21 protein-coding genes are annotated in these 21,777 nt (G+C 28.9%); 18 read left to right on the plus strand and 3 right to left on the minus strand.

The annotated features are described in order from the left end of the window. Genes aroA through aroQ form a run of 5 tightly spaced genes read left to right on the plus strand, consistent with a single transcriptional unit; the run spans position 1 to position 3,337 of the window. Positions 1–1,269 carry a 3-phosphoshikimate 1-carboxyvinyltransferase gene (gene aroA, locus IAI10_RS06885; protein WP_315672557.1) on the plus strand — a complete coding sequence of 423 codons (1,269 nt, stop codon included), beginning with the start codon at positions 1–3 and terminating at the stop codon, positions 1,267–1,269. A 14-nt stretch (positions 1,270–1,283) separates the two neighbouring features. After that, positions 1,284–1,550: a chorismate mutase gene (locus tag IAI10_RS06890; RefSeq protein WP_315672558.1), complete on the plus strand. Its 267-nt coding sequence runs from the start codon at positions 1,284–1,286 to the stop codon at positions 1,548–1,550. A 12-nt stretch (positions 1,551–1,562) separates the two neighbouring features. Then, positions 1,563–2,402 (plus strand): shikimate dehydrogenase, encoded by an 840-nt coding sequence (gene aroE / locus IAI10_RS06895; protein ID WP_315672559.1) that lies wholly within the window; start codon positions 1,563–1,565, stop codon positions 2,400–2,402. Continuing rightward, on the plus strand, positions 2,383–2,901 hold the full coding sequence (locus tag IAI10_RS06900) for a shikimate kinase (protein WP_315672560.1): 519 nt from the start codon (positions 2,383–2,385) through the stop codon (positions 2,899–2,901). Before aroE ends, IAI10_RS06900 begins: the two co-directional genes overlap by 20 nt. A 1-nt stretch (position 2,902) precedes the next feature. Next, positions 2,903–3,337 (plus strand): type II 3-dehydroquinate dehydratase, encoded by a 435-nt coding sequence (gene aroQ, locus IAI10_RS06905; protein ID WP_315672561.1) that lies wholly within the window; start codon positions 2,903–2,905, stop codon positions 3,335–3,337. 32 nt (positions 3,338–3,369) lie between these two features. On the opposite strand, the gene IAI10_RS06910 is transcribed toward aroQ, so the two are convergent. Continuing rightward, complete coding sequence (locus IAI10_RS06910; protein WP_315672562.1) at positions 3,370–3,879, minus strand: CAP domain-containing protein; 510 nt, start codon at positions 3,877–3,879, stop codon at positions 3,370–3,372. Between the two features lie 104 nt (positions 3,880–3,983). Further along, on the minus strand, positions 3,984–4,805 hold the full coding sequence (locus IAI10_RS06915) for a TIM barrel protein (protein WP_315672563.1): 822 nt from the start codon (positions 4,803–4,805) through the stop codon (positions 3,984–3,986). Between the two features lie 259 nt (positions 4,806–5,064). On the opposite strand from IAI10_RS06915, the gene IAI10_RS06920 reads away from it, so the two are divergent. From IAI10_RS06920 to IAI10_RS06960, 9 genes are all read left to right on the plus strand, one after another. After that, the gene (locus tag IAI10_RS06920; protein ID WP_315672564.1) at positions 5,065–5,910 is read left to right on the plus strand and encodes a DegV family protein; all 846 of its coding nucleotides are present in this window, start codon (positions 5,065–5,067) and stop codon (positions 5,908–5,910) included. Positions 5,911–6,018: 108 nt separating this feature from the next. Then, the gene (locus IAI10_RS06925; RefSeq protein WP_315672565.1) at positions 6,019–6,729 is read left to right on the plus strand and encodes a pseudouridine synthase; all 711 of its coding nucleotides are present in this window, start codon (positions 6,019–6,021) and stop codon (positions 6,727–6,729) included. Between the two features lie 8 nt (positions 6,730–6,737). Further along, complete coding sequence (locus IAI10_RS06930; RefSeq protein ID WP_315672566.1) at positions 6,738–7,280, plus strand: class I SAM-dependent methyltransferase; 543 nt, start codon at positions 6,738–6,740, stop codon at positions 7,278–7,280. A gap of 207 nt (positions 7,281–7,487) precedes the next feature. Further along, positions 7,488–8,369: a MurR/RpiR family transcriptional regulator gene (locus tag IAI10_RS06935; protein ID WP_315672567.1), complete on the plus strand. Its 882-nt coding sequence runs from the start codon at positions 7,488–7,490 to the stop codon at positions 8,367–8,369. Positions 8,370–8,545: 176 nt separating this feature from the next. Continuing rightward, positions 8,546–9,781 carry an NAD(P)/FAD-dependent oxidoreductase gene (locus IAI10_RS06940; protein ID WP_315672568.1) on the plus strand — a complete coding sequence of 412 codons (1,236 nt, stop codon included), beginning with the start codon at positions 8,546–8,548 and terminating at the stop codon, positions 9,779–9,781. A 17-nt stretch (positions 9,782–9,798) separates the two neighbouring features. Then, complete coding sequence (gene cmk / locus IAI10_RS06945; RefSeq protein ID WP_396334352.1) at positions 9,799–10,461, plus strand: (d)CMP kinase; 663 nt, start codon at positions 9,799–9,801, stop codon at positions 10,459–10,461. Between the two features lie 17 nt (positions 10,462–10,478). Next, the gene (locus tag IAI10_RS06950; protein ID WP_315672569.1) at positions 10,479–12,383 is read left to right on the plus strand and encodes a bifunctional 4-hydroxy-3-methylbut-2-enyl diphosphate reductase/30S ribosomal protein S1; all 1,905 of its coding nucleotides are present in this window, start codon (positions 10,479–10,481) and stop codon (positions 12,381–12,383) included. Positions 12,384–12,505: 122 nt separating this feature from the next. Beyond that, the gene (locus tag IAI10_RS06955; protein WP_315672570.1) at positions 12,506–13,555 is read left to right on the plus strand and encodes a CotS family spore coat protein; all 1,050 of its coding nucleotides are present in this window, start codon (positions 12,506–12,508) and stop codon (positions 13,553–13,555) included. 33 nt (positions 13,556–13,588) lie between these two features. After that, entirely contained in the window at positions 13,589–14,461 is an 873-nt protein-coding gene (locus IAI10_RS06960) for a GNAT family N-acetyltransferase (RefSeq protein ID WP_315672571.1), read from the plus strand. Between the two features lie 65 nt (positions 14,462–14,526). On the opposite strand, the gene IAI10_RS06965 is transcribed toward IAI10_RS06960, so the two are convergent. Then, the gene (locus IAI10_RS06965) at positions 14,527–14,676 is read right to left on the minus strand and encodes a hypothetical protein (RefSeq protein ID WP_315672572.1); all 150 of its coding nucleotides are present in this window, start codon (positions 14,674–14,676) and stop codon (positions 14,527–14,529) included. A gap of 188 nt (positions 14,677–14,864) precedes the next feature. Between IAI10_RS06965 and miaB the strand changes: the two genes are divergently transcribed. Genes miaB through miaA form a run of 4 tightly spaced genes read left to right on the plus strand, consistent with a single transcriptional unit; the run spans position 14,865 to position 21,732 of the window. Beyond that, positions 14,865–16,199: a tRNA (N6-isopentenyl adenosine(37)-C2)-methylthiotransferase MiaB gene (miaB, locus tag IAI10_RS06970; RefSeq protein WP_315672573.1), complete on the plus strand. Its 1,335-nt coding sequence runs from the start codon at positions 14,865–14,867 to the stop codon at positions 16,197–16,199. A 51-nt stretch (positions 16,200–16,250) separates the two neighbouring features. Then, positions 16,251–18,884, plus strand: coding sequence for a DNA mismatch repair protein MutS (gene mutS / locus IAI10_RS06975; RefSeq protein ID WP_315672574.1), 2,634 nt, complete (start codon positions 16,251–16,253; stop codon positions 18,882–18,884). 18 nt (positions 18,885–18,902) lie between these two features. Next, a complete protein-coding gene (gene mutL / locus IAI10_RS06980) occupies positions 18,903–20,759 on the plus strand; it encodes a DNA mismatch repair endonuclease MutL (RefSeq protein ID WP_315672575.1) in 1,857 nt (618 codons plus the stop codon). Between the two features lie 40 nt (positions 20,760–20,799). Then, a complete protein-coding gene (gene miaA / locus IAI10_RS06985) occupies positions 20,800–21,732 on the plus strand; it encodes a tRNA (adenosine(37)-N6)-dimethylallyltransferase MiaA (protein WP_315672576.1) in 933 nt (310 codons plus the stop codon). The last annotated feature ends 45 nt before the right edge of the window (positions 21,733–21,777 follow it).

The following is a 21,777-nucleotide window of genomic DNA, read 5'->3' on the forward strand; positions in this document are numbered from 1 at the left end:
TTGGATAGTATTAATTTGAAGCCTGTAAATAATGTTTTAGGCGAGGTAAATATTCCTTCTTCTAAAAGTCTTAGTCATAGGGCAATAATTTGCGCTGCTCTTTCAGAGGGTGAAAGTATCATTAAAAATATAACTTTTTCTAGAGATATCTATGCTACTATATCCATACTTAAGAATCTCGGTATAAGCATTGCTGTATTTGAAAATAGTGTAAAGATAATTTCTAATGGCAAAATAAGATTGACAGATAGCACATTATTTAGTGATGAAAGTGGTTCCACTTTGAGATTTCTAATACCTGTAGCATTATTGCAAGAAGAAAAAGTTATTTTTACAGGTGCAGGAAAATTAATAGAAAGGCCCTTAAATCCATATTATAAAATTTTTCATGAGCAAAATATAAATTATAATAACGATAATGGTAAGCTGCCTCTTACTGTGCAGGGAAAAATAAAATCTGGAAACTTTCAGATACCTGGAGATATAAGTTCACAATTTATAAGTGGTCTTATGTTTGCATTGCCTCTTCTTCCTAATGACTCTACAATAAATATTGAAGGGCAGCTTGAATCCAAGGCCTATATTGACCTTACAATGGACTGCTTAAATAAATTTGGAATAAAAGTAATCAATAATAATTATAGAAGTTTTTATATTAAGGGAAATCAAAAATATGTTCCTATGGAATATAATGTAGAGGGAGATTTCTCTCAAGCAGCTTTTTTTATGGTGGCAGGAACAATAAGTGGTGAGGTTGAATGTAAAAATCTTAACATGGAATCCTTACAGGGAGATAAAAAAATAGTTGAACTGTTAAAGTCTATGGGTGCAATAATTGAAGAAAAGAATTCATCAATTATATGTAGAAAGTCAAAGCTTTCAGGAATTAATATAGATGCATCCGAAATACCTGACTTAGTTCCTGTACTTGCTGTTGCAGCTTCCTTGAGTCATGGCAGAACGAATATATATAATGCGGCCAGACTTAGGATAAAAGAATGTGATAGATTAGCTGCTACTTGCAGAGAGCTTAGCAGACTTGGAGCTGAAATCATTGAAAAAGATGATTCTCTTATTATAAATGGAAAAGAAACTCTTTTAGGAGGAGCAGTTGATTCTTGGAATGATCATAGAATCGTTATGGCTATGTCAATAGCAGCTCTTAGATGTAAGGATTCGGTTAAAATTAGTAATTATAAAGCCGTAAATAAATCTTATCCAAACTTTTTTGAAGACTATAAATCTATTGGTGGTAATATCTTTATATAAAAAGGAGCATTTTAATGAAAGACTTGGAACAATACAGGAACGAAATAGATTCTTTAGATAAGGACTTAATAAAACTCCTAGAAAGAAGATTTGAGCTTAGCATTAAAATAGGTGAATATAAAAAATTACAAGGATTGCCTGTACTTAATGAAGAAAGAGAAAAAGAAGTTATAAAAAAAAATTTAGCTTTAATTAGTAATCTAGAATTAAAAGAACCGCTTGAAAACATTTTGAAATACATAATGAAACAAAGCCGAAATATCCAAAAAACAATTAAATAGAAGGTGATAAATATGTCTCATAATTATGGACTTATTGGAGAAAAACTAGGTCATAGCATTTCTCCAATGATACACGATGAAATATTTAGCTATCTTAGTATAATAGGAAATTACAACATATATGAAATACCTAAAGAAAATCTATCAAATGAATTTTTAAAGTTTAAATATAGTGATATATCAGGATTAAATGTTACTATTCCATATAAAGTTGAAGTTATAAAATATTTAGATTCATTAGATAGAAAAGCTGAAATTATTGGATCAATAAACACTATAAGTTTCAAGGAAGGCAGAGTTGTAGGATATAATACAGATTTTGATGGAATAAGTTTTACTTTTGCAAAAAATCACATTAAGATTTCAAAAGAATCTTCCGTGGTTATATTAGGAAGTGGCGGAGCTTCTCATGCAGTTTTACAATATGTCACTGATAATGGAGTAGAAGACATAACTTTTGTAGTAAGAGATAGAATTAGAGCAAGTAATTCTAATAATAAATTAAAAAAGTATAAGCTTTTAGATTATACCGAATTAGATTTAATTGAAAAAAAAGATGTATTAATAAATACTACTCCTTGCGGAATGTATCCTGATGTAAATTCTTCACCTGTGCCACTAAAATTCCTTGAAGGCTTTAGTTTTGTATTTGATTTAATTTATAATCCATATAAAACAATTCTTTTAAAATATTGTGATGAGCTAAATATTAAATCTTCCAATGGGTTGTATATGTTGGTTGGTCAAGCTGTGGCTGCAGAAGAAATTTGGAATAATATTAAACTATCGTTGAAAGATATAGATATAATATATGAAAAAGTCTTAAAAAAGGGTGATTTCATTGCTAAATAAAAAGAATATAGTTCTCGTAGGTATGCCTGGAAGTGGTAAAACTACTATAGGCAGACTTTTAGGAAATGCGCTAAATATGGATTTTTGCGATATGGATGAATATATAGTAAAAAAAGAAAATATGAGCATAAGCGATATTTTTAAAAAAGGCGAAGAACATTTTAGAAGTATTGAAATAAATGCAGTTGAAGAAATAAGCAGACTGAGTAATTTAGTAATAGCTACTGGCGGCGGTGTTGTAACTAAGGAAATAAACATAAAAAATCTAAAAATAAATGGTATTGTAATATTCATAAACAGACCAATAAGTAATATTCTAGAGGATTTAGAAATAGAAAATAGACCTCTTTTAAAAGATAACAAAAAGCAATTAAAAAAGATTTATGATGATAGAATTTCTCTTTATAAGAAGTTTTCTGACATAGAAATAGTTAATGACAGTTCTACAGAAATTTTTATAGAAAAGTTATTATCAAATCTTGAGAGGAGAATCATATAATATGAAGTTACTAGTTCTAAATGGACCCAATATAAACTTTATAGGAATTAGAGAAAAAAGCATCTATGGTAATAAAGATTATAGCTACCTATGCAAAATAATAAATGAAGAAGCTGAGAAAAATAATATTGATGTTTCTATAAAGCAGAGCAATATAGAGGGAGAAATAATAAATTTTATACAAGAAGCCTACGATAATTATGACGGAATAATAATAAATCCTGGAGCCTACACTCATTATAGCTATGCTATATATGATGCACTAAAATCAGTAAATATACCTATAATTGAAGTACATATATCCAACATTCATTCAAGAGATGAATTTAGGAAAAAATCAGTTACTGCAGCAGCTGCTGTAGGTATCATAAGCGGATTTGGATTAAATGGATATTTAATGGCAATAAATGCTTTTTTAGAAATGATTATTAATTAAAAAAGGAAACCTTTTTAAGTTTCCTTTTTTTGTTAATATAGAGGCCTAATAAATTGTTGAGTCCAGTAATGGGTTCCAGACTTATTCACAGCAAGCCCTACACCAATTTGAGTATATGCAGGACTTAATATATTAGCTCTATGTCCCGATGAATTCATCCAAGAGTTCATAACTTCAGCAGGAGTCCTTTGTCCCATAGCTATATTTTCACCAGCAGCAGAAAATTTAATGCCAAAGGTCTCCATCATTTTAAATGGTGAACCATATGTTGGAGACATATGAGAAAAATAATGCTTATTAATCATATCCTGAGATTTATACCTAGCTACAGTACAAAGAGAATTATTTTTCGAAAGAGCTGGTAAACCTCTTCTGCTTCTTTGCACATTTACCAAACGTATAACCTCATTTTCCTGTGCAATTATACTGCTATTTACCTGAACAAAGTTAGTATTAATTGCTTTATAGGGTACAGTTGAAGCTGACACTGTAAAAACGCTTATCATTAATAAAGTAAGTGTAATAAAAAATATTTTTTTCATTTCATGCACCTCCAGTAATATTGTTTTACGCCAAGGTATTTTTATGTTTATATTCTAATGGCATTCCTTATATATACTGGATATTTAACTTTACTAATACAAACTTACAAATTATAGTATGTACTTTTTAATAGCAAAGCATCTTTTTCTAGAACAGGACTTTCGCAAATGACAGTCCCTTTGACCTTAAAATTCTTTAAGGCTTTCAAAAAATCTATATAATTAAAGTCACTTTCCTTAAAAGGCAAGTGGTTTCGCTCACCTTTAATAGTATAATTTATTCCGGAAACATGTATATGCATATCTTCAAGAGCTGCATTTCCTAAGTTATTCTTTATGTAGGCTAGTATAGCTGCAAAGTCTTCATAATTCTTTAATGATCCATTTTCTCTAGCATGGATATGAGAAAAATCTATACAGGGTTTACAAGTATCAATTTCTTTGCATAAGGAAACAATCTCTTTTAGATTCCCAAATTGAGTCGCTTTACCTGTGGTTTCCAATCTATATTCTACCGCCAAGTTAGGAAGCTTTTTTAAATTATCTGCTATTTTCTTAAAGCAATCTTCTGCAGAAGATTTTAAATAAAATCCGGGATGGAAAATAAGTCTATTTCCATGCGCAAGTCTAATTCCTTCGGCTCCCCTTACTATTCTTTCCATAGATTCTTTTAGCTTTATATCCTCTTCTGCATTTAAGTTTATGTAATAAGAGCCGTGTGCTGAAAGATAAAAATTCCCACATTCTTCTTGAGTTTTTATTATTTCTGCTTTATTTCTATAAGATACATTTACAGATCTTACAAAAGGAAGTTCCATTGCGTCAAGTCCGATGGAATAAAGATATCTTATCCCTGTACTGTAATTATATTTTTTATTTTCTTCTCCAATAGGGAGTCCAGAAATTCCAAATAATAATCTATCCATATTTTATTCCTTTCTCAAAACTAAAATATAACAAATTTAAATATGTTAATATAATTTTATAAACTGGTTAAAATGTTTATATAATGATAATTTTATGAAATTTTTATATTATTAAATATCCATATATAAATATAAATAATTTTTTTATAATAAGCAATGACTAAATTTCTTCTTTTATTTAAAAATAAGCACTATCAGTATTGATAATGGTATCAAAAATGATATAATAAATTTGTAGATTATATTTGGAGGAATAAATATGGAAAAAATAGCTATAATTACTGACACAACAAGTGATTTAGATGATGAGTTTGTAAGTAAGAATAATATAAGTGTACTGCCATTTACAATAAGTTATTCATATGGTGACTTTAAAGATAAATTTGAGATAACACCAATGGAAGTATATAAAAATTTAGATAAAGAAATTCCTAAATCTTCACTTCCTTCCATTCAAGATTTAGAAAATGCCATCGAGAAACTTAAATCTGAGGGATATAATAGAATATTAATTATTACTATATCCTCAGGCCTATCAGGATTTTATAATGCAGCTAATATGGTTGCAGAAAGTCATACAGATATAAAAATACATGCCTTTGACTCAAAATCACTATCTGCTGGAGAAGGATATATTGTTGAAAGGTGTGTAGAATTAATTAACAAGGGAACAAGCTTTGAAGAGATTATATCTAAGTTATCAGATATAAGATCCGGAGTTAAATTGTTTTTTATAGTAGGAACATTGGAATATTTAATTAAAGGAGGAAGAATAGGAAGAGTATCTGGAACAATTGGAGAATTTTTAAACATTAAACCTATAATCTCCGTTGGAAAAGAGGATGGTCAATATTATCAATATGCTAAAGTTAGAGGAAGGAAGCAATCTTTAAACAAAATTATTGAAATAGGGAAAGAAATCACTAAAGATTGTAAGAAAAAAATATATATACTTAGCGGAAATGCTGAGGAAGAATCTATATCTCTTTGTAAAGAATTCGAAAAACTTCCCAATGTAATTTCTGCTGAATATAGAGGGAATATAAGTGCCACTGCTAGTATGCATAGCGGACCTGGACTTGTTGGAATACTGTTTGTTGACTAATTTTAAATTGCCTAAGGGCAATTTTTTATTTTCTGAAATGTTGCTTTAATGCCTTATTAATCATATAATTACTTAAGAAATAAAACAATAAAATTATATGGTGATAATATGATAGAAAGATTACAAAAATATATGGCTAGATGCGGTGTTGCTTCTAGAAGAAAATGTGAAGAGTATATACTTGCTGGCAAAGTAAAGGTAAATGGACTAATCATAAAAGAGCTTGGAACTAAAATAGATGATTCCAAGGATATTATATATTTAAATAACAATTTAATAAAACCTGAGGAAAAGAAGATATATGTAATGTTAAATAAACCTACTGGATATGTAACCACAGTAAAAGATGAAAAGAGCCGTGCTACCGTACTTGACTTAATTGATTTAGAAGAGCGCATATATCCAATAGGAAGGCTGGATTACAATACCTCTGGATTGCTTCTTCTAACCAATGATGGAGAAGTATATAATAAGATTATTCATCCTCGAGAAGCTATAAACAAAATATATATTGCTACACTAAAAGGACACATAAATAATAATAAAGTCCTTAAATTTAAATCTGGTATAAATATTGGTGGATATGTTACAGCTCCAGCCAATATAGAGATTATTAAGGAATACAATGATAGTTCCAAGGTAAAGATAACTATTCATGAAGGTAAAAATAGACAAATAAGAAAAATGTGTAATGAAATTGGAAATCCGGTTATTACACTTCAAAGAATAAAAATAGGAAATATAGAATTAGGAAATTTGCAAATAGGTACTTGGAGGTATCTAAGTTCAAATGAACTTTCCTATATACAAAAATTATAGGTGATATTATGTTTAATTACGTTAATGATGTCAGTACTCTTTCTCACTACATAATTAAAAATTTTTGCACAAATTTTGAAACAGCAATAGATGCTACATTAGGAAATGGGCACGATAGTGATTTTTTATCAACTTTATTTAAGAAAACATATGCTTTTGACATACAAGAAATCTGCATTAATAATTATAAAAATAAATTTAATAATAATGTTGAACTTATTTTAGATTCACATGCAAATATTCTTGCATATGTAAAGGAACCTATAGATTGTGCTGTTTTTAATCTTGGTTTTCTGCCAGGAGGAAACAAGAATATAACTACAAATTATTCTAGTACTGTAAAAGGAGTTAAAACAGCATTAGAACTATTAAATAGAAATGGAATCATAACGGTAGCTATCTATAGCGGACACCATGAAGGAATTATTGAAAGACAAGCTCTTATAAATTTTCTTGAAACATTACCTAAAAATTTGTACGGAGTAATGCTTCATTCAGTTTTAAATAGATATAATTCTCCACCTGAGCTTATAGTGATTGAGAAAAAATGAAGGATTTAATATTTAAATCACCGCAATTATTTAAATATATATTTATCTTTAAAATATAAATCCTTGAATTTCAATAGTTTTAAGGCGAATTATTAAATTTATTTTAAGCGATTCTATAAAAGAAATGAATAAATCATTGATTAAATTTTCATTTACTGATAAAATGATGTTATACTTGCAAAAGCATAACATAGGGGTGGATTTATTTTGGAAGAAAACGGAAAACATGATTTGATGAGAATGATACAAGTAAAGTTTCCTAGACTAAGTAAAGGACAAAAGCTTATAGCAGAGTACATATTGAAGCATTATGATAAAGCTGCTTTTATGACCGCTGCAAAGCTTGGAAATAGTGTGGGTGTGAGCGAATCCACAGTAGTAAGATTTGCAAATGAATTAGGATACAGCGGCTATCCAACACTTCAAAAGGCTCTTCAGGAACTTATTAAGAATAAATTAACAACTGTACAAAGAATTGAATTATCAAATGATTTCATAAGCGAAGAAAATGCATTAAAGGGTGTTCTCAAATCGGATATGGAAAATCTTAGAGTTACATTAGAGAAAATTAATCATAAAGCTTTTGAAGATGTAGTAAATGGTATTTTTGTAGCAAAAAAAATATATATAATAGGTCTCAGAAGCTCAACCGCCTTAGCAGAATTCTTAGGTTTTTACCTTAATCTAATTTTGGACAACGTCAAACTTGTAGGATATGGGATGAGCGATATATTTGAACAAATAATAAATGTATCTAGCGATGATTTAGTTATAGGTATCGGTTTTCCAAGATACGCTAATAGAACTATAGAAGCTTTAGCATACGCTCAAAGTAAAAAAGCTAAAGTGGTTGCAATTACTGATAGTCTTCTTTCACCTCTAGCTTCTAAAGCCGATTACACTTTAATTGCTCAAAGTAATATGGCTTCTTTTGTAGATTCGCTAGTGGCTCCTTTGAGCGTTATAAATGCTCTTATTATTGCTGTAGGGTTAAGAGAAAAAGAAAAAATTTCATCAACTTTTACAGGATTAGAAGAAATATGGGAAGAATACAATGTATATTCATATAAAAATATAGACGATAAATAGTATATTTTGATATATAGGGTTCTAGCAAAATTAATCTAGAGCCTTATTTTTTCTTGCTTTGATATAAATAAAAAAATATAATATTAATTGTGACTAAAACTTTTCTTTGTATTTAGTTCTTCAAATTTCATATTTATAATAAGCTTATAGATTTTACATTTTAACGAGGTGATAAATTGAAAAAAGTAGTGGTAATTGGTGGTGGTCCAGCAGGTATGATGGCAGCCATGTCAGTCTCAAAAAAAGCTGAGGTTGTTTTATTAGAATCTAATGAAAAACTCGGCAAAAAACTTTTCATAACAGGTAAGGGCCGCTGCAACATTACCAACGCAAAAGATATATCTGATTTTTTTGATTATATTCCAGGAAATCCTGAATTTCTTTATAGTTCTTTATATACATTCACAAATAAAGACACCATGAATTTCTTTGAAAGTCTTGATGTTAAATTAAAAGTAGAAAGAGGAGATAGAGTTTTCCCTTTTTCAGATAAATCTTCAGATATTATAAATGCTTTTACCAAAGCTTTATATAGAAATAAAGTAAGTGTAAAATTAAATTCTAAAGTTGAAAAAATAGTAAAAAAAGATGGTATAATAAGCTATGTGGTTTTGAAAAATGGTGAAAAAGTAAGTGGTGATTATTTCATTTTGACAACTGGAGGTAAATCATATCCATTAACAGGTTCTACAGGAGATGGATACAGATTTGCCAAAGAACTAGGTCACCATATAATTCCTTTAAAACCATCGCTCGTACCAATAGAAGTGAAAGAAGCTTGGATTAAAGATCTTCAAGGTCTTTCACTAAAAAATGTAGAACTTAGTATAATAAATGGAAAAAAGAAAATTTATAAAGAATTTGGTGAAATGCTCTTTACTCATTACGGAATCTCCGGTCCATTAGTATTAAGTGGAAGCAGATATGTTACAAGTGACAAAGAGTTAATAGCATCAATAGACTTAAAGCCGGCTCTTTCTGAACAGGAATTAGATAAAAGAGTACAAAAAGATTTTCTTGAGTTTAAGAATAAGGATATTAAAAATTCTTTAAACGAACTATTACCTCAGAAAATTATAATACCAGTGATTCATAAGTCAGGCATTGATGAAAATAAAAAAATAAATTCTATAACTAAGCTAGAGAGAAAAAATCTTGTAAATGCTATTAAGCATTTTACTCTTTCTATTTCCGGGCTAAGACCGATTGAGGAAGCTATTGTTACTGCTGGGGGAGTAGATATCAACGAAATAGATGCACATACTATGCAGTCTACTTTAGTTAAAAATTTATACTTCGCCGGAGAGGTAATTGATGTAGACGCATATACTGGTGGATATAATATACAAATAGCACTTTCTACTGGTTTCATGGCTGCTAAAAGCATCTTAGATAAAATTGCTAGTTTATAACTGAAAGGTGGATTATCATGAGAATTTCTATAGCTATAGATGGACCTGCAGGAGCTGGTAAAAGCACTATAGCAAAGATTGTAGCGGATAAGCTAAATATTATGTACATAAATACAGGTTTAATGTATCGAGCCGTTACTTACAAAGCTCTTAAAAACCACATATCTACATCTCAAATCGAAGATTTGTGCGCGCTTATAGATAATATGAATATGCATTTTGATAGAGAAGATTTAATAGTTAATGACGAAAATCTCACTAAATATTTAACTAGCAGTGAAGTTAATCAAAATGTATCTTTTTATGCTTCAATTAAAGAAATACGAGAAAGATTAGTAAATTCACAAAGAAATATTGCTAAAAATTATGATATAATCATGGATGGAAGAGATATTGGAACTGTGGTATTAAAAAATGCTGCTTTCAAATTTTTTATAACTGCCACTCCTGAGGAAAGAGCCAAAAGGAGATTAAAAGAAATGGAAAGCAAGGGTGTATCTATTAGTTTTGAAAAAGTATTAGAAAATATAATAAGCAGAGACTTTGAGGATTCCCATAGAGCAGTGGATCCATTAATTAAAGCAGAAGATGCCTTAGAAATTGACACCACAGACAAAAGTATAGAAGACATAGTTAATATAATACTAGCAAAAGTTAGACATGATATTAACGAATCTTAATGTCAAAGGAGGAATATATGGCAAAGGAGATAATACTTGCAGAAAATGCTGGTTTTTGTTTTGGAGTAAAAAGAGCCGTTGAAACAGCTATAAAAACCGAAGAAGAAAATGATGCTAAAGTATATACACTTGGGCCGTTAATTCATAACAATGATGTAGTAAGTTTTCTTAAAAATAAAGGGATTACACCAATAGAAATGAATGATAATATAAAAAATGGCGATATTATAATAATTCGTTCTCATGGTGTTCCCTTTGATACAATAAAAGCATTAAATGAAAAAGAAGCTACTATTGTTGATGCCACTTGCCCTTTTGTTTCCCTTATTCATAAAAAAGTTAAAAAATATTATGAGCAAGGATATGCTATACTAGTAGTAGGAGATAGTTCTCATCCAGAAGTTATTGGTATAAATGGATGGTGTGATAATAATGCAATAATATCAAAGGATGGCAGTGATATTGTAACTTTATCTTCAAAGATTTGTGTTGTTTCTCAAACAACTGAAAAACAAGAAAATTGGCAAAAAGTACTTTCTGTAGTTACAAAACAATGCAAAGAAATAATAGCCTTTAATACTATTTGCAGCGCCACAGAGAAGAGGCAAAAAAGCGCTTTTGAAATATCTAAATCAGTGGATGTCATGTTTGTTATTGGAAGTAAAAGCAGTTCAAATACTAATAAATTATTTGAAATTTGTAAGGATAATTGTGAAAGTACTTTTTTAATTGAAAATAGTGATGAAATCCCTGTTTGGATTACAAAAAATCAAAATATAAAGATTGGTATAACAGCAGGTGCTTCGACACCTGATTGGATTATAAAGGAGGCAATTAATAAAATGAGTGAAGAAAATACAATTGAGTACAGTGAACAACTTACCTATATGGAGAAATTCGATAAAAGAATAAAGGTAGGCGAAATAGTTAAAGGGGAGATTATCTCTATAAATGAAAAGGAAGCTTTTCTTAATATAGGATATAAGGCTGAAGGACTTTTACCTATACAGGAAGTAACCTTCCAAAATGATATTAAGTTAAGCGATATACTAAGTATTGGTGAAATTGTAGAAACTAAAATAATAAGCATAAGAAATGAAGATGGGTATGTGGTACTATCTAGAATAGAGATTAAAAGAGAAGAAGGTAGAAAATATATAAAAGAAGCTTTCGAAGAAAATAAAACAGTAGATGTTCTAATAAAGGAAGAGGTAAAAGGTGGAGTAGTAGGAAACTATAATGGAATACGAATATTTATACCTGCTTCACATTTAGAGCTTGCTCATGTTGATAATTTAAAAAATTATGTAGGGAAAACTTACCCTGTAAATATAATTGAATATAGTGAAGGAAAAAGAAATTCAAGAATAGTAGGTTCAAGAAGGAATCTTCTTAAAGCTGCTCAAGATGAAATTGAAAGTAAAACTTGGGAAAAGCTCGAAAAAGATATAGTGGTTGATGGTGAAGTTAAACGCTTGACAGACTTCGGCGCATTTGTAGATGTAGATGGGGTAGATGGTCTATTACATGTATCAGAATTATCTTGGGGAAGAGTTAATAAACCTTCCGATGTGATAAAAATAGGCGAAAAACTAAAGGTTAAAATTATAGATATAGATAAAGAAAATAAAAAGTTATCTTTAAGTATAAAAGCTCTTTCTGAAGATCCTTGGGCTAACGTAGATGAAAGATATCCTGTTAATAATATAGTGCTTGGGAAAGTAGTAAGATTTGCTGATTTTGGTGCATTCATAGAGCTAGAGCCTGGAATAGATGCTTTAGTACATATCTCTGAAATAAGTCACAAAAGAATTAATAAGCCATCTGATGAGTTAATCATAGGTCAACAGGTAAAAGCTAAGATTTTAGATGTAAACAAAGAAGCTAAAAAGATAGGGCTAAGTATTAAAGCTGTAGAATAATAAAAATTATCTAATTTTTAAGATGTTATTGTAATTTATATTCAATAACATCTTTTTATTTTTCATCTAATATAATTAACTAAGATATATTTATAAATGTATTATAGATTAGGAGAAAATGTATGGAGTTTCATGAAAATATTTTAAACTATAAGGAAATAGATATTATAACTAAAGTGCTAAATCATTATAATATTTATGCCGATAGTATAAGTAAAGTAAGAAGTGCTTTTAAAATAACATCAGAAAATAAAATTTATTTTTTAAAAAAAATGAAACATGGATCTTCTAAGGTGAAAAATGGTTATTATATAGTAGAATATCTTAAAAAAAATTCTTTTGAGTATGTTGCTTCATATTTAAGAACAGCTAACGGAGAATATACTGTTAAAAGTGGAGGTCATGTTTTTTACTTAACTGAATGGATAGACGGTGAGGAGTGTAATTATAAAACCTTAGAGGAAGCTAAAAAGTGTGCAATTTTATTAGCTAATTTTCATTTAAGCTCAGGCCATATAGATACTCAAAAACTACATATTAAGTCAAATATGAAAAATTGGCCAAGATTAATGAATAAGTGTTTGCGAGATTTAGAAAAATACAAAAATATAATAGAATCAAAAAAAAATAGAAGTGATTTTGATAATCTATATTATAATAATGTGGATATTTATTATAATATAGGTATGACAGCCTTATCTATACTTAATAATTCTCAATACTATAAGTTATCTTACGAAGCAAATAAAAAAAGGACACTATGTCATGATAGTTTTTACTATCAAAATATATTAAAAAAAGACAATCAATATTATATTGTGGATCTTGATTCTATAGTAATAGATCTTCAAATAATGGATTTAAGTAAATTTATTAGAAGATTAATGCCTAAAAAAAATTATATGTGGGATTTTAATTTTGCTAAATCTTTAATAGAAAGTTATAATAACATTAAGACGCTGTCATTAGATGAATTAGAGATCATGCTCTCAATGATAGTTTTTCCTCATAGTTTTTGGAAGCTAGGAAGAAAAATGTATATCAAACATAAAAAATGGAATGATGAAAAATATCTAAGAAAACTTGATAAATTAATTAAATATAGTAATCAAAAGCAGTTATTTATACAAGATTATATAAAATATTTAGAAGCATATAATCTTGATAAATAGATACGTCACAAAATATTGATTTTGGAGTAAATTATGTTTAAGAGTAATATACTAAAAAAAAGCCAGTTAGATGCTTTAAAGCAATTAAATTCAAAAAGATTAGACTTTAACATGCTAAATGAAGATTTTTTTAATGCCTATAAAAGCAGTAATATTATAAATAGATTTATACTCAGGCACCAAGTAAATGTTTTAAAATATTATGATCAATGCATAGGTTTTTTATGGACTAACCCAATTGGTGCTAGCCGACATAATTTTTATATAAATTCTATGTATATAGAGGATAAGTATATAGATGGTGATATTCTTAATATTTTAAATATATTTAAGCACAAATCTTCAGTAATTTATGAATGTAAATTAAATAAAGTCAATCAATATGCATTAACTAAATTAGGGTTTAATGAAAAAGAAAGCACTTTAGAACTAAAAAAAATAATATCTGCTAAAGAAACTATATTTAATTTAAGCAATTTAAAATTTATCCCATTTAAAATAGGCCTTGATGAGAAAAGAAGATGCGATTTACAAAATGAAATATTTAAGAGCAGTACTAGAGAGCCATTAAACGTGGAAGATATATATATAGATGAAATTCAAGAATATTATGTAAATGATTGGTGTATATTTTTAAAGCTGAACAATGAATTTATAGGTTACGGCCAAATAATTAAATCTTCTAATATTCCCGTAATTGTTAATTTTGGTATTCACAGCAGATATCGAAAAAGAGGTTTTGGCGAAGCATTACTTTCGTATCTTATTAATATACTTTATGATGCTGGGTATAAGGAAGTGATAATAAAAGTAAATAAAAAGAATAATGCTGCCTATAATTTATATATAAAAAAAGGTTTTGTAAAATATGATGAGTATTTTACTTGGATTCTAAATAAGGGTTAATCAGCATTTATTATAAAATAGCCCCTAGAATCATAGGGGCTATTTTGATATCACACATTGAGTAATTAATAAAAAAGAGTTTCTTGAGGTACATATGATGGTTTTGAAGTTATAACATTATCTATTTTAGTTTTGTCATAATAAGCCCTATCAATGATTGTCTTATATTTCATATCATCTTTTTTTTCTTTTTCATCCTTTTTGGCATCATACATATTATCACTCCTCCTTTAGACATATTTTGCATAAGAAGAATGGTTTTTATACCAAATATAAGTACAAAATCTTTATATTTATAATTTTTTTTTATAATAAAAATGAAATGCTTTCAAAATTTCTATAAATTATATATAATTATCTGTGAAGAGTTCAAAATATTACACTGAAGGAGCTAAATTTAGATATGACCAAAAATGAAAAACAATTACTTTATTATATAGAGACTTGGGGTTGTCAAATGAATGAAGAAGACTCCGAGAAACTTTCAGGAATGCTTAAGAATATGGGATACACTCCTACAGATTCTAAGGATGATTCAGATATAATCATTTTTAATACTTGTTGTGTTAGAGAAAATGCTGAATTAAAAGTTTTCGGAAACTTAGGTGCTCTTAAAAAAAGAAAAAAAGATAATCCTAATTTAATAATAGCTTTATGTGGTTGCATGATGCAGCAGAAAGATATGGCTGAAAATGTACTAAAAAGGTATCCTTTCGTTGACATTATTTTCGGTACCCATAATGCACACAAATTCCCTGAATATTTAAACTCTGTACGCCATCAAGGAAAATCTGTTATAGAAATTCTTGATAAGGAAGTTGGAGTTGTTGAGGGTCTTCCAGTAGACAGGAAAAGTGATATAAAAGCCTTTGTTACCATTATGTACGGGTGTGACAACTTTTGTACTTATTGTGTTGTCCCTTATGTTAGAGGTCGTGAAAGAAGCAGAAAGAGCAGTGAGATAATTAATGAAATCGAACAATTAGTTAAGCAAGGATACAAAGAGGTAACTCTTTTAGGACAAAATGTTAATTCCTATGGAAAAGGCTTAGAAGAAGATATAGATTTTGCAAAACTTCTTAGGAAAGTTAATGAAATCGAAGGCTTAGAACGAATTAGATTTATGACCTCTCATCCTAAGGACTTATCGGATGATGTAATCTATGCTATAAGAGATTGCAGTAAAATTTGTGAGCAAATACATCTTCCTGTACAAAGTGGATCTTCTTTATTATTAAAAAAGATGAACAGGCACTATACAAAAGAATATTATATCGAATTAATTGATAAGATAAAAAAGGAAATTCCTAATGTAGCTATTACTACAGATATAATAGTTGGATTTCCTGGAGAAACGGAAGACGATTTTAATGATACATTGGAACTTGCTAAATATGTTAAATATGATTCTGCTTTTACTTTTATATATTCTAGAAGAAAATACACACCAGCGGATAAGATGGAAGAGCAGGTAGATGAAGAAATTAAACATAATAGATTCAATAGGCTTATAGATGTTATAAACGAAGCCAGCATAAAGAAAAACAAGTCCTATCAGGATAAAACTGTGGAGGTTTTAGTGGAGGGACCAAGTAAAAATGATGAGACTAAGCTTATGGGAAGGACTAGAACAGGTAAGCTTGTTAACTTTCCTGGAGATGCTAGCCTCATAGGCAAATTGGTAAATATAAAAATAGTAGAAGCACTCACTTTTTCTTTGAATGGTGAATTGGCATAATTAACTTATAAAAGCTCTGTTGGGGGCTTTTATATTTGGGAGGGAAATCGTATGGCACTTACACCAATGATGCAGCAATATTTAGAAGTTAAAGATAAATGTAAAGATTGCATTCTATTTTATAGATTAGGTGATTTTTATGAAATGTTCTTTGAAGATGCTGAAATAGCGTCTAAAGAACTTGAGCTTGTTCTTACTGGAAGAGATTGTGGACTGGAAGAAAGAGCTCCCATGTGTGGTATACCATATCATGCTGCAAATAGTTATATTGGGCGCCTCATAAGTAAGGGGTATAAGGTTGCAATAGGAGAACAGTTAGAAGATCCTGCAACAGCTAAGGGGATAGTAAAAAGGGGTATAATAAAAATTATAACCCCTGGAACTTTTACTGATTCCATGTTTCTAGACGATAATAAAAATAACTATATCATGAGCATGTATATTGATGAAGACAGCTTAATGTGCGGTTTATGCTTTGTAGATATATCTACTGGGGAATGTTATGCTACTAATTTTAATTTAGTTCCTACATTAATAATAGACGAAATTTCCAAATTTTCTCCTAAAGAAATTTTAATAGAGGAAAATATATCAGAATCTATTATCAATGATATTAAAGCAAAATTTCAGATTACATTAACTGTAAGATCTAAAGAGTATTTTAAGAATAACTATTTAGATAACCTAAATAGTCAATTTAAAAATGAAAGATTTGATAATTTAAATACCAGTGTATTATATAGTATAAACGGAATTCTTAATTACATACTTGATACCCAAAAGCTTACTTTGTCAAATATAACAGATCTTCAATTTTACAATATAATTGATTACATGAATATGGATATAAACACAAGAAAAAATTTAGAACTTACAGAGAACATAAGGGATAAATCAAAGAAAGACTCTCTTCTTCATATTATAGACAGAACATCTACTTCTATGGGAAGCAGAATGATAAGAAAATGGCTCGAACAGCCATTAATAAATAAGGTACTAATAGAAGATAGGCTGGATGCCGTTGAGGAAATAAGAAATAATTTTTCAATACTGTCTGAATTAAAAGAAGCTTTAAAAAAGGTTTATGATATAGAGAGGATTATAGGAAAAATTTCAGCACAAAGCGTAAATGCAAAGGAAATGCTTTCCTTAAAAAGCTCTGTAAACAATATACCTAAAATAAGGAATATTATAAAAGACTCTAATAGCAATTTACTAAGTTTTATCTATTCAAATCTAGACGAATTAACGGATATTTATAAGATTTTAGATCATTCAATTATAGAATCCCCTTCCTTATCTGTAAAGGAAGGAAATATAATTAAAGATGGCTATAATCCGGAAATTGACGAACTAAGAAAAGCAAAAATTCACGGAAGAGAATGGATAGCTTCTCTTGAAAATCAAGAAAGAGAATTTACTGGAATAAAATCTCTTAAAGTAGGTTATAATAAGGTATTTGGTTACTATATAGAAATTAGTAAATCCAATTATTCTTCTATTCCAAAAGATAGATATATAAGAAAGCAAACTTTAGCTAATGCTGAAAGATTTATAACAGAAGACTTAAAAGTAATGGAAGAAAAGATATTGGGTGCAGAAGAGAAACTATGTTCATTGGAATACAATGTTTTTGTTGAAATAAGAAATTCTATAGAAACCAATATAAATAGAATGAAAACTAGTGCCAGACTTATATCTGAAATTGATTGCATAACTTCTCTTGCTGATGTAGCTTTAGAGAATAATTATTGTAAACCTAAAATAAATGAAGAAGGTTACATCAATATTAAAGATGGAAGGCACCCTGTAGTGGAAAAAGTCATAAACAAGGGAACATTTATATGTAACGATGTTTATTTAAACAATAAGAATGATCAAATGATTATAATAACAGGTCCTAATATGGCAGGTAAATCTACATATATGAGAGAAGTAGCTTTGGCCTCAATATTAACACAAATAGGCAGCTTTATCCCTGCTTCTTCAGCAGATATATGTATTTGTGATAGAATATTTACTAGAATAGGTGCATCGGATGACCTCTCATCTGGAAAGAGCACTTTCATGGTAGAAATGTCTGAGGTGGCAAACATATTAAATAACGCTACTAATAATAGCTTGGTGCTTCTTGATGAGGTTGGTAGGGGTACTAGTACCTATGACGGTTTAAGCATAGCCTGGGCTGTTATAGAGTATATAAGTAATAATGATAATTTAAAATGTAAAACTTTATTTGCTACACATTATCATGAATTAACGAAATTAGAAGGTGAAATTCCGGGAGTTAAGAATTATTCTGTCTCAGTAAAAGAAATAGGAAACGAGATAGTATTTTTAAGAAAAATTGTGCGGGGTGGAGCTGACCAATCCTACGGAGTAGAAGTTGCAAAACTTGCAGGACTTCCCCAAAAAGTAATCGATAGATCTAAAGAAATATTAAGTATGCTTGAGAAGAACTCTTCAGAAGACGAAAATACTATAACTGTGTCTCAGGAAGTACAATCTTCAAAGCATGAAAAGAACAGAGATAACCAAGAAAATTCTGCTTATCAAATGAATTTTCTTGATTTAGAGAAAAATTCTCTTATTAAAGAGATTTCTTCTATAGATATTCTTAATTTAACGCCTATGGATGCTATGAATAAGCTATATGAGATAATAAAAAAATCAAAGAATTTATAAAGTGGGAGGTGATAATTTATGAAGAGAATTAATATGCTAACGGAAGAAACCTCCAATAAGATTGCTGCAGGAGAAGTAATTGAAAGACCTTTTTCTGTAGTTAAAGAATTAGTAGAAAACAGTATTGATGCTGGGAGTAATTCTATAGATATCATTATTGAAGAGGGTGGATTAAAGAGCATAAATATAATAGATGATGGTAGTGGCATTCATCCAGAAGATCTAAGCAAAGCCTTTTTACCTCATTCCACCAGCAAAATACAAAATATTGATGATATATTTAATATTAATACTTTAGGCTTTAGGGGAGAAGCACTTGCAAGCATTGCTGCAGTATCCAAAGTAAACTTAAAAAGCAGAACTAAAGAATTTGATTATGGAAGAGATATAGAAATAGAAAGCGGTAAAATAAATAGCATTAAAGACGCTGGCTGCAATTTAGGTACAAATATTTTAGTGAGAGATTTATTCTTTAATGTTCCAGCAAGACTTAAGTTTATGAAAAGTTCTTCCAAGGAAGCTTCCTCAATTTCAGATATTATCAATAGGCTAGCGCTGTGCAATCCAGACAAAAGCTTTAATCTTATTAATAATAATAAAAACGTGATGCATACTTATGGTACCAATAACATAGTTGATGTTATTAGAATAATATATGGAAAAACTGTTAGTGAAAATATAATTTATTTTGAAAATCATAATGATACAGCTTCCGTATATGGATATATAGGGAATGCAGATATTACTCGAGGTACAAGAAATCATCAATCTATATTTGTAAATAAAAGGTATATAAAAAGTAAATTGATTACAGCTGCAGTGGAAAACGCGTTAAAATCATTTTTGATGATAAATAAATTTCCTTTTTTTGTTGTATTTTTAGACATATACCCTGAATATATAGATGTTAATATTCATCCTACAAAAGCAGAAATTAAGTTTAAAGAAGATAGAGAAATATTTAAACTTGTTTTTGATGGAGTTCATAGCGGACTTAGAGAAAGCTTAAAAGAAAAGTTTGAGCTACAGCTTAAAAATGACATAAACGAATTAGAAAGCAATAGTCCTATTTTAAAAGAGTCTTTACCTGATGATAGTAACTATTTTAAAAATAATTCAGTCATTCCAGTTGAACCTATTACAATAGATCTTCCTTTAGATTTAAAGAAAAACTCTGATTCGCTAAACTCTTATACAAAAATATATGATCAAATAACACAAAATGATTATATAAAAAGTAATAAAAGTGAAAACATATCTGAAAATCAATTAGTTTATAAAGAGGAAAGTGCTAAGTTCCCCGATTTAAAATATATTGGAACTTTTAATAACACCTACATAATGTGCGAATATGCTTCAGAATTATATATAATTGATCAGCATGCTGCTCATGAAAGAATTATGTTTGAAAAGTATAGAAAGGAAATTGGAGAAGGTACAGTTACATCACAAATACTTCTTTCACCGGTTGTATTAGAACTTTCAGCAGAAGATTATTTTATATATTCCGAAAATGATGAAATTTTTAAAAATGCTGGTTTTAATATAGAAGTTTTTGGAGATAATACTATAACTATAAGAGAAGTTCCTTATATACTTGGAAAGCTTGAATACAAAAATATGTTTCTTTCTATGATTGATAGCATAAAAAATTCATCCAGCGCCAAAACTGTGGATATAAAATATAATAATATTGCTACTTTAGCCTGTAAATCAGCAGTTAAAGCTAATCATAAACTAAATGAACAGGAAATAGGTGCACTTTTAAATGATTTAAGATATGCTGAGGAGCCATTTAACTGTCCCCATGGGAGACCTACTATAATAAAAATGACACTATATGAACTTGAAAAAAAGTTTAAAAGAATTCAGTAGATATAATAATTATTATGTAAACTAAACAGGAGATAAATTAATGAAACCTAAAATAATAATTATAGCAGGGCCTACGGCTGTTGGCAAAACAGATATATCTATTAAGTTAGCGCACATGCTAGACACGGAAATAATTTCAGCAGACTCTATGCAAATATACAAAAGGATGGATATAGGATCTGCAAAAATTTCGCCAGAGGAGATGAGTGGAGTTCCTCATCATATGATTGATATAATAGAACCTTGGGAAAGTTTTAGTGTTGCTGATTTTAAAGAACAATCCGAAAAAATAATTTCATCGATGATACAGCATAACAAAATTCCATTAATAGTAGGCGGAACAGGTCTATATATAGACTCTTTAATTTGCAACTATAATTTTACGGATGCAAATAAAGATGAAAATTATCGACTTTATTTAGAAAACTTGGCTAATGAAAAAGGAGCTGAGTATATATTCCATATGCTTCAAGCTGTAGATTTTGAGGCTAGCTTAAAAATTCATAAAAATAATGTAAAACGAGTTATAAGAGCATTAGAAGTATATAAGCTAACCGGCAAGCCTTTTAGCCAGTTTGAAATTGATGAATCAGCTAAATATGATATACCTTATGATGTGTTGTATTTTGTACTTACAATGAAAAGAGAAGCCTTATATAATCGCATAAATTATAGAGTAGATAAAATGCTGGAATTGGGACTTATTGAAGAGGTTAAGCAATTGAAATCTTTCAATTGCAATGCAGATATGCAATCCATGAAAGGTATAGGATATAAAGAAATATTATATTATTTAGATGATAAATATACGCTTGAAGAAGCCATTGAATCTATAAAAAAGGGCAGCAGAAACTATGCAAAAAGGCAGCTTACTTGGTTTAGAAAAGATAGCAGAGTTCATTGGATAGAAAAAGAAAATTTTCGTTCTGATAATGATATTCTTACTTACATGATAAATTTAATAAAAAAATAATTCATATATTAAAAGGATTTTTTATAATTATATAGAATTAATAAA

Origin of the sequence: Clostridium sp. 19966 (genome assembly GCF_032335695.1) — a bacterium.
In the GTDB taxonomy this organism is placed as follows: Bacteria; Bacillota; Clostridia; order Clostridiales; family Clostridiaceae; genus JACTOJ01.

What these genes read in the sequence shown, in the direction of transcription:
- IAI10_RS06890 (WP_315672558.1), top strand. Translation starts at nt 1,284, where the DNA reads ATGAAAGACTTGGAACAATACAGGAACGAAATAGATTCTTTAGATAAG.
- aroE (WP_315672559.1), top strand. Translation starts at nt 1,563, where the DNA reads ATGTCTCATAATTATGGACTTATTGGAGAAAAACTAGGTCATAGCATT.
- aroQ (WP_315672561.1), top strand. Translation starts at nt 2,903, where the DNA reads ATGAAGTTACTAGTTCTAAATGGACCCAATATAAACTTTATAGGAATT.
- IAI10_RS06910 (WP_315672562.1), bottom strand. Translation starts at nt 3,879, where the DNA reads ATGAAAAAAATATTTTTTATTACACTTACTTTATTAATGATAAGCGTT.
- IAI10_RS06915 (WP_315672563.1), bottom strand. Translation starts at nt 4,805, where the DNA reads ATGGATAGATTATTATTTGGAATTTCTGGACTCCCTATTGGAGAAGAA.
- IAI10_RS06920 (WP_315672564.1), top strand. Translation starts at nt 5,065, where the DNA reads ATGGAAAAAATAGCTATAATTACTGACACAACAAGTGATTTAGATGAT.
- IAI10_RS06925 (WP_315672565.1), top strand. Translation starts at nt 6,019, where the DNA reads ATGATAGAAAGATTACAAAAATATATGGCTAGATGCGGTGTTGCTTCT.
- IAI10_RS06930 (WP_315672566.1), top strand. Translation starts at nt 6,738, where the DNA reads ATGTTTAATTACGTTAATGATGTCAGTACTCTTTCTCACTACATAATT.
- cmk (WP_396334352.1), top strand. Translation starts at nt 9,799, where the DNA reads ATGAGAATTTCTATAGCTATAGATGGACCTGCAGGAGCTGGTAAAAGC.
- IAI10_RS06950 (WP_315672569.1), top strand. Translation starts at nt 10,479, where the DNA reads ATGGCAAAGGAGATAATACTTGCAGAAAATGCTGGTTTTTGTTTTGGA.
- IAI10_RS06955 (WP_315672570.1), top strand. Translation starts at nt 12,506, where the DNA reads ATGGAGTTTCATGAAAATATTTTAAACTATAAGGAAATAGATATTATA.
- IAI10_RS06960 (WP_315672571.1), top strand. Translation starts at nt 13,589, where the DNA reads ATGTTTAAGAGTAATATACTAAAAAAAAGCCAGTTAGATGCTTTAAAG.
- IAI10_RS06965 (WP_315672572.1), bottom strand. Translation starts at nt 14,676, where the DNA reads ATGTATGATGCCAAAAAGGATGAAAAAGAAAAAAAAGATGATATGAAA.
- miaB (WP_315672573.1), top strand. Translation starts at nt 14,865, where the DNA reads ATGACCAAAAATGAAAAACAATTACTTTATTATATAGAGACTTGGGGT.
- mutS (WP_315672574.1), top strand. Translation starts at nt 16,251, where the DNA reads ATGGCACTTACACCAATGATGCAGCAATATTTAGAAGTTAAAGATAAA.
- mutL (WP_315672575.1), top strand. Translation starts at nt 18,903, where the DNA reads ATGAAGAGAATTAATATGCTAACGGAAGAAACCTCCAATAAGATTGCT.
- miaA (WP_315672576.1), top strand. Translation starts at nt 20,800, where the DNA reads ATGAAACCTAAAATAATAATTATAGCAGGGCCTACGGCTGTTGGCAAA.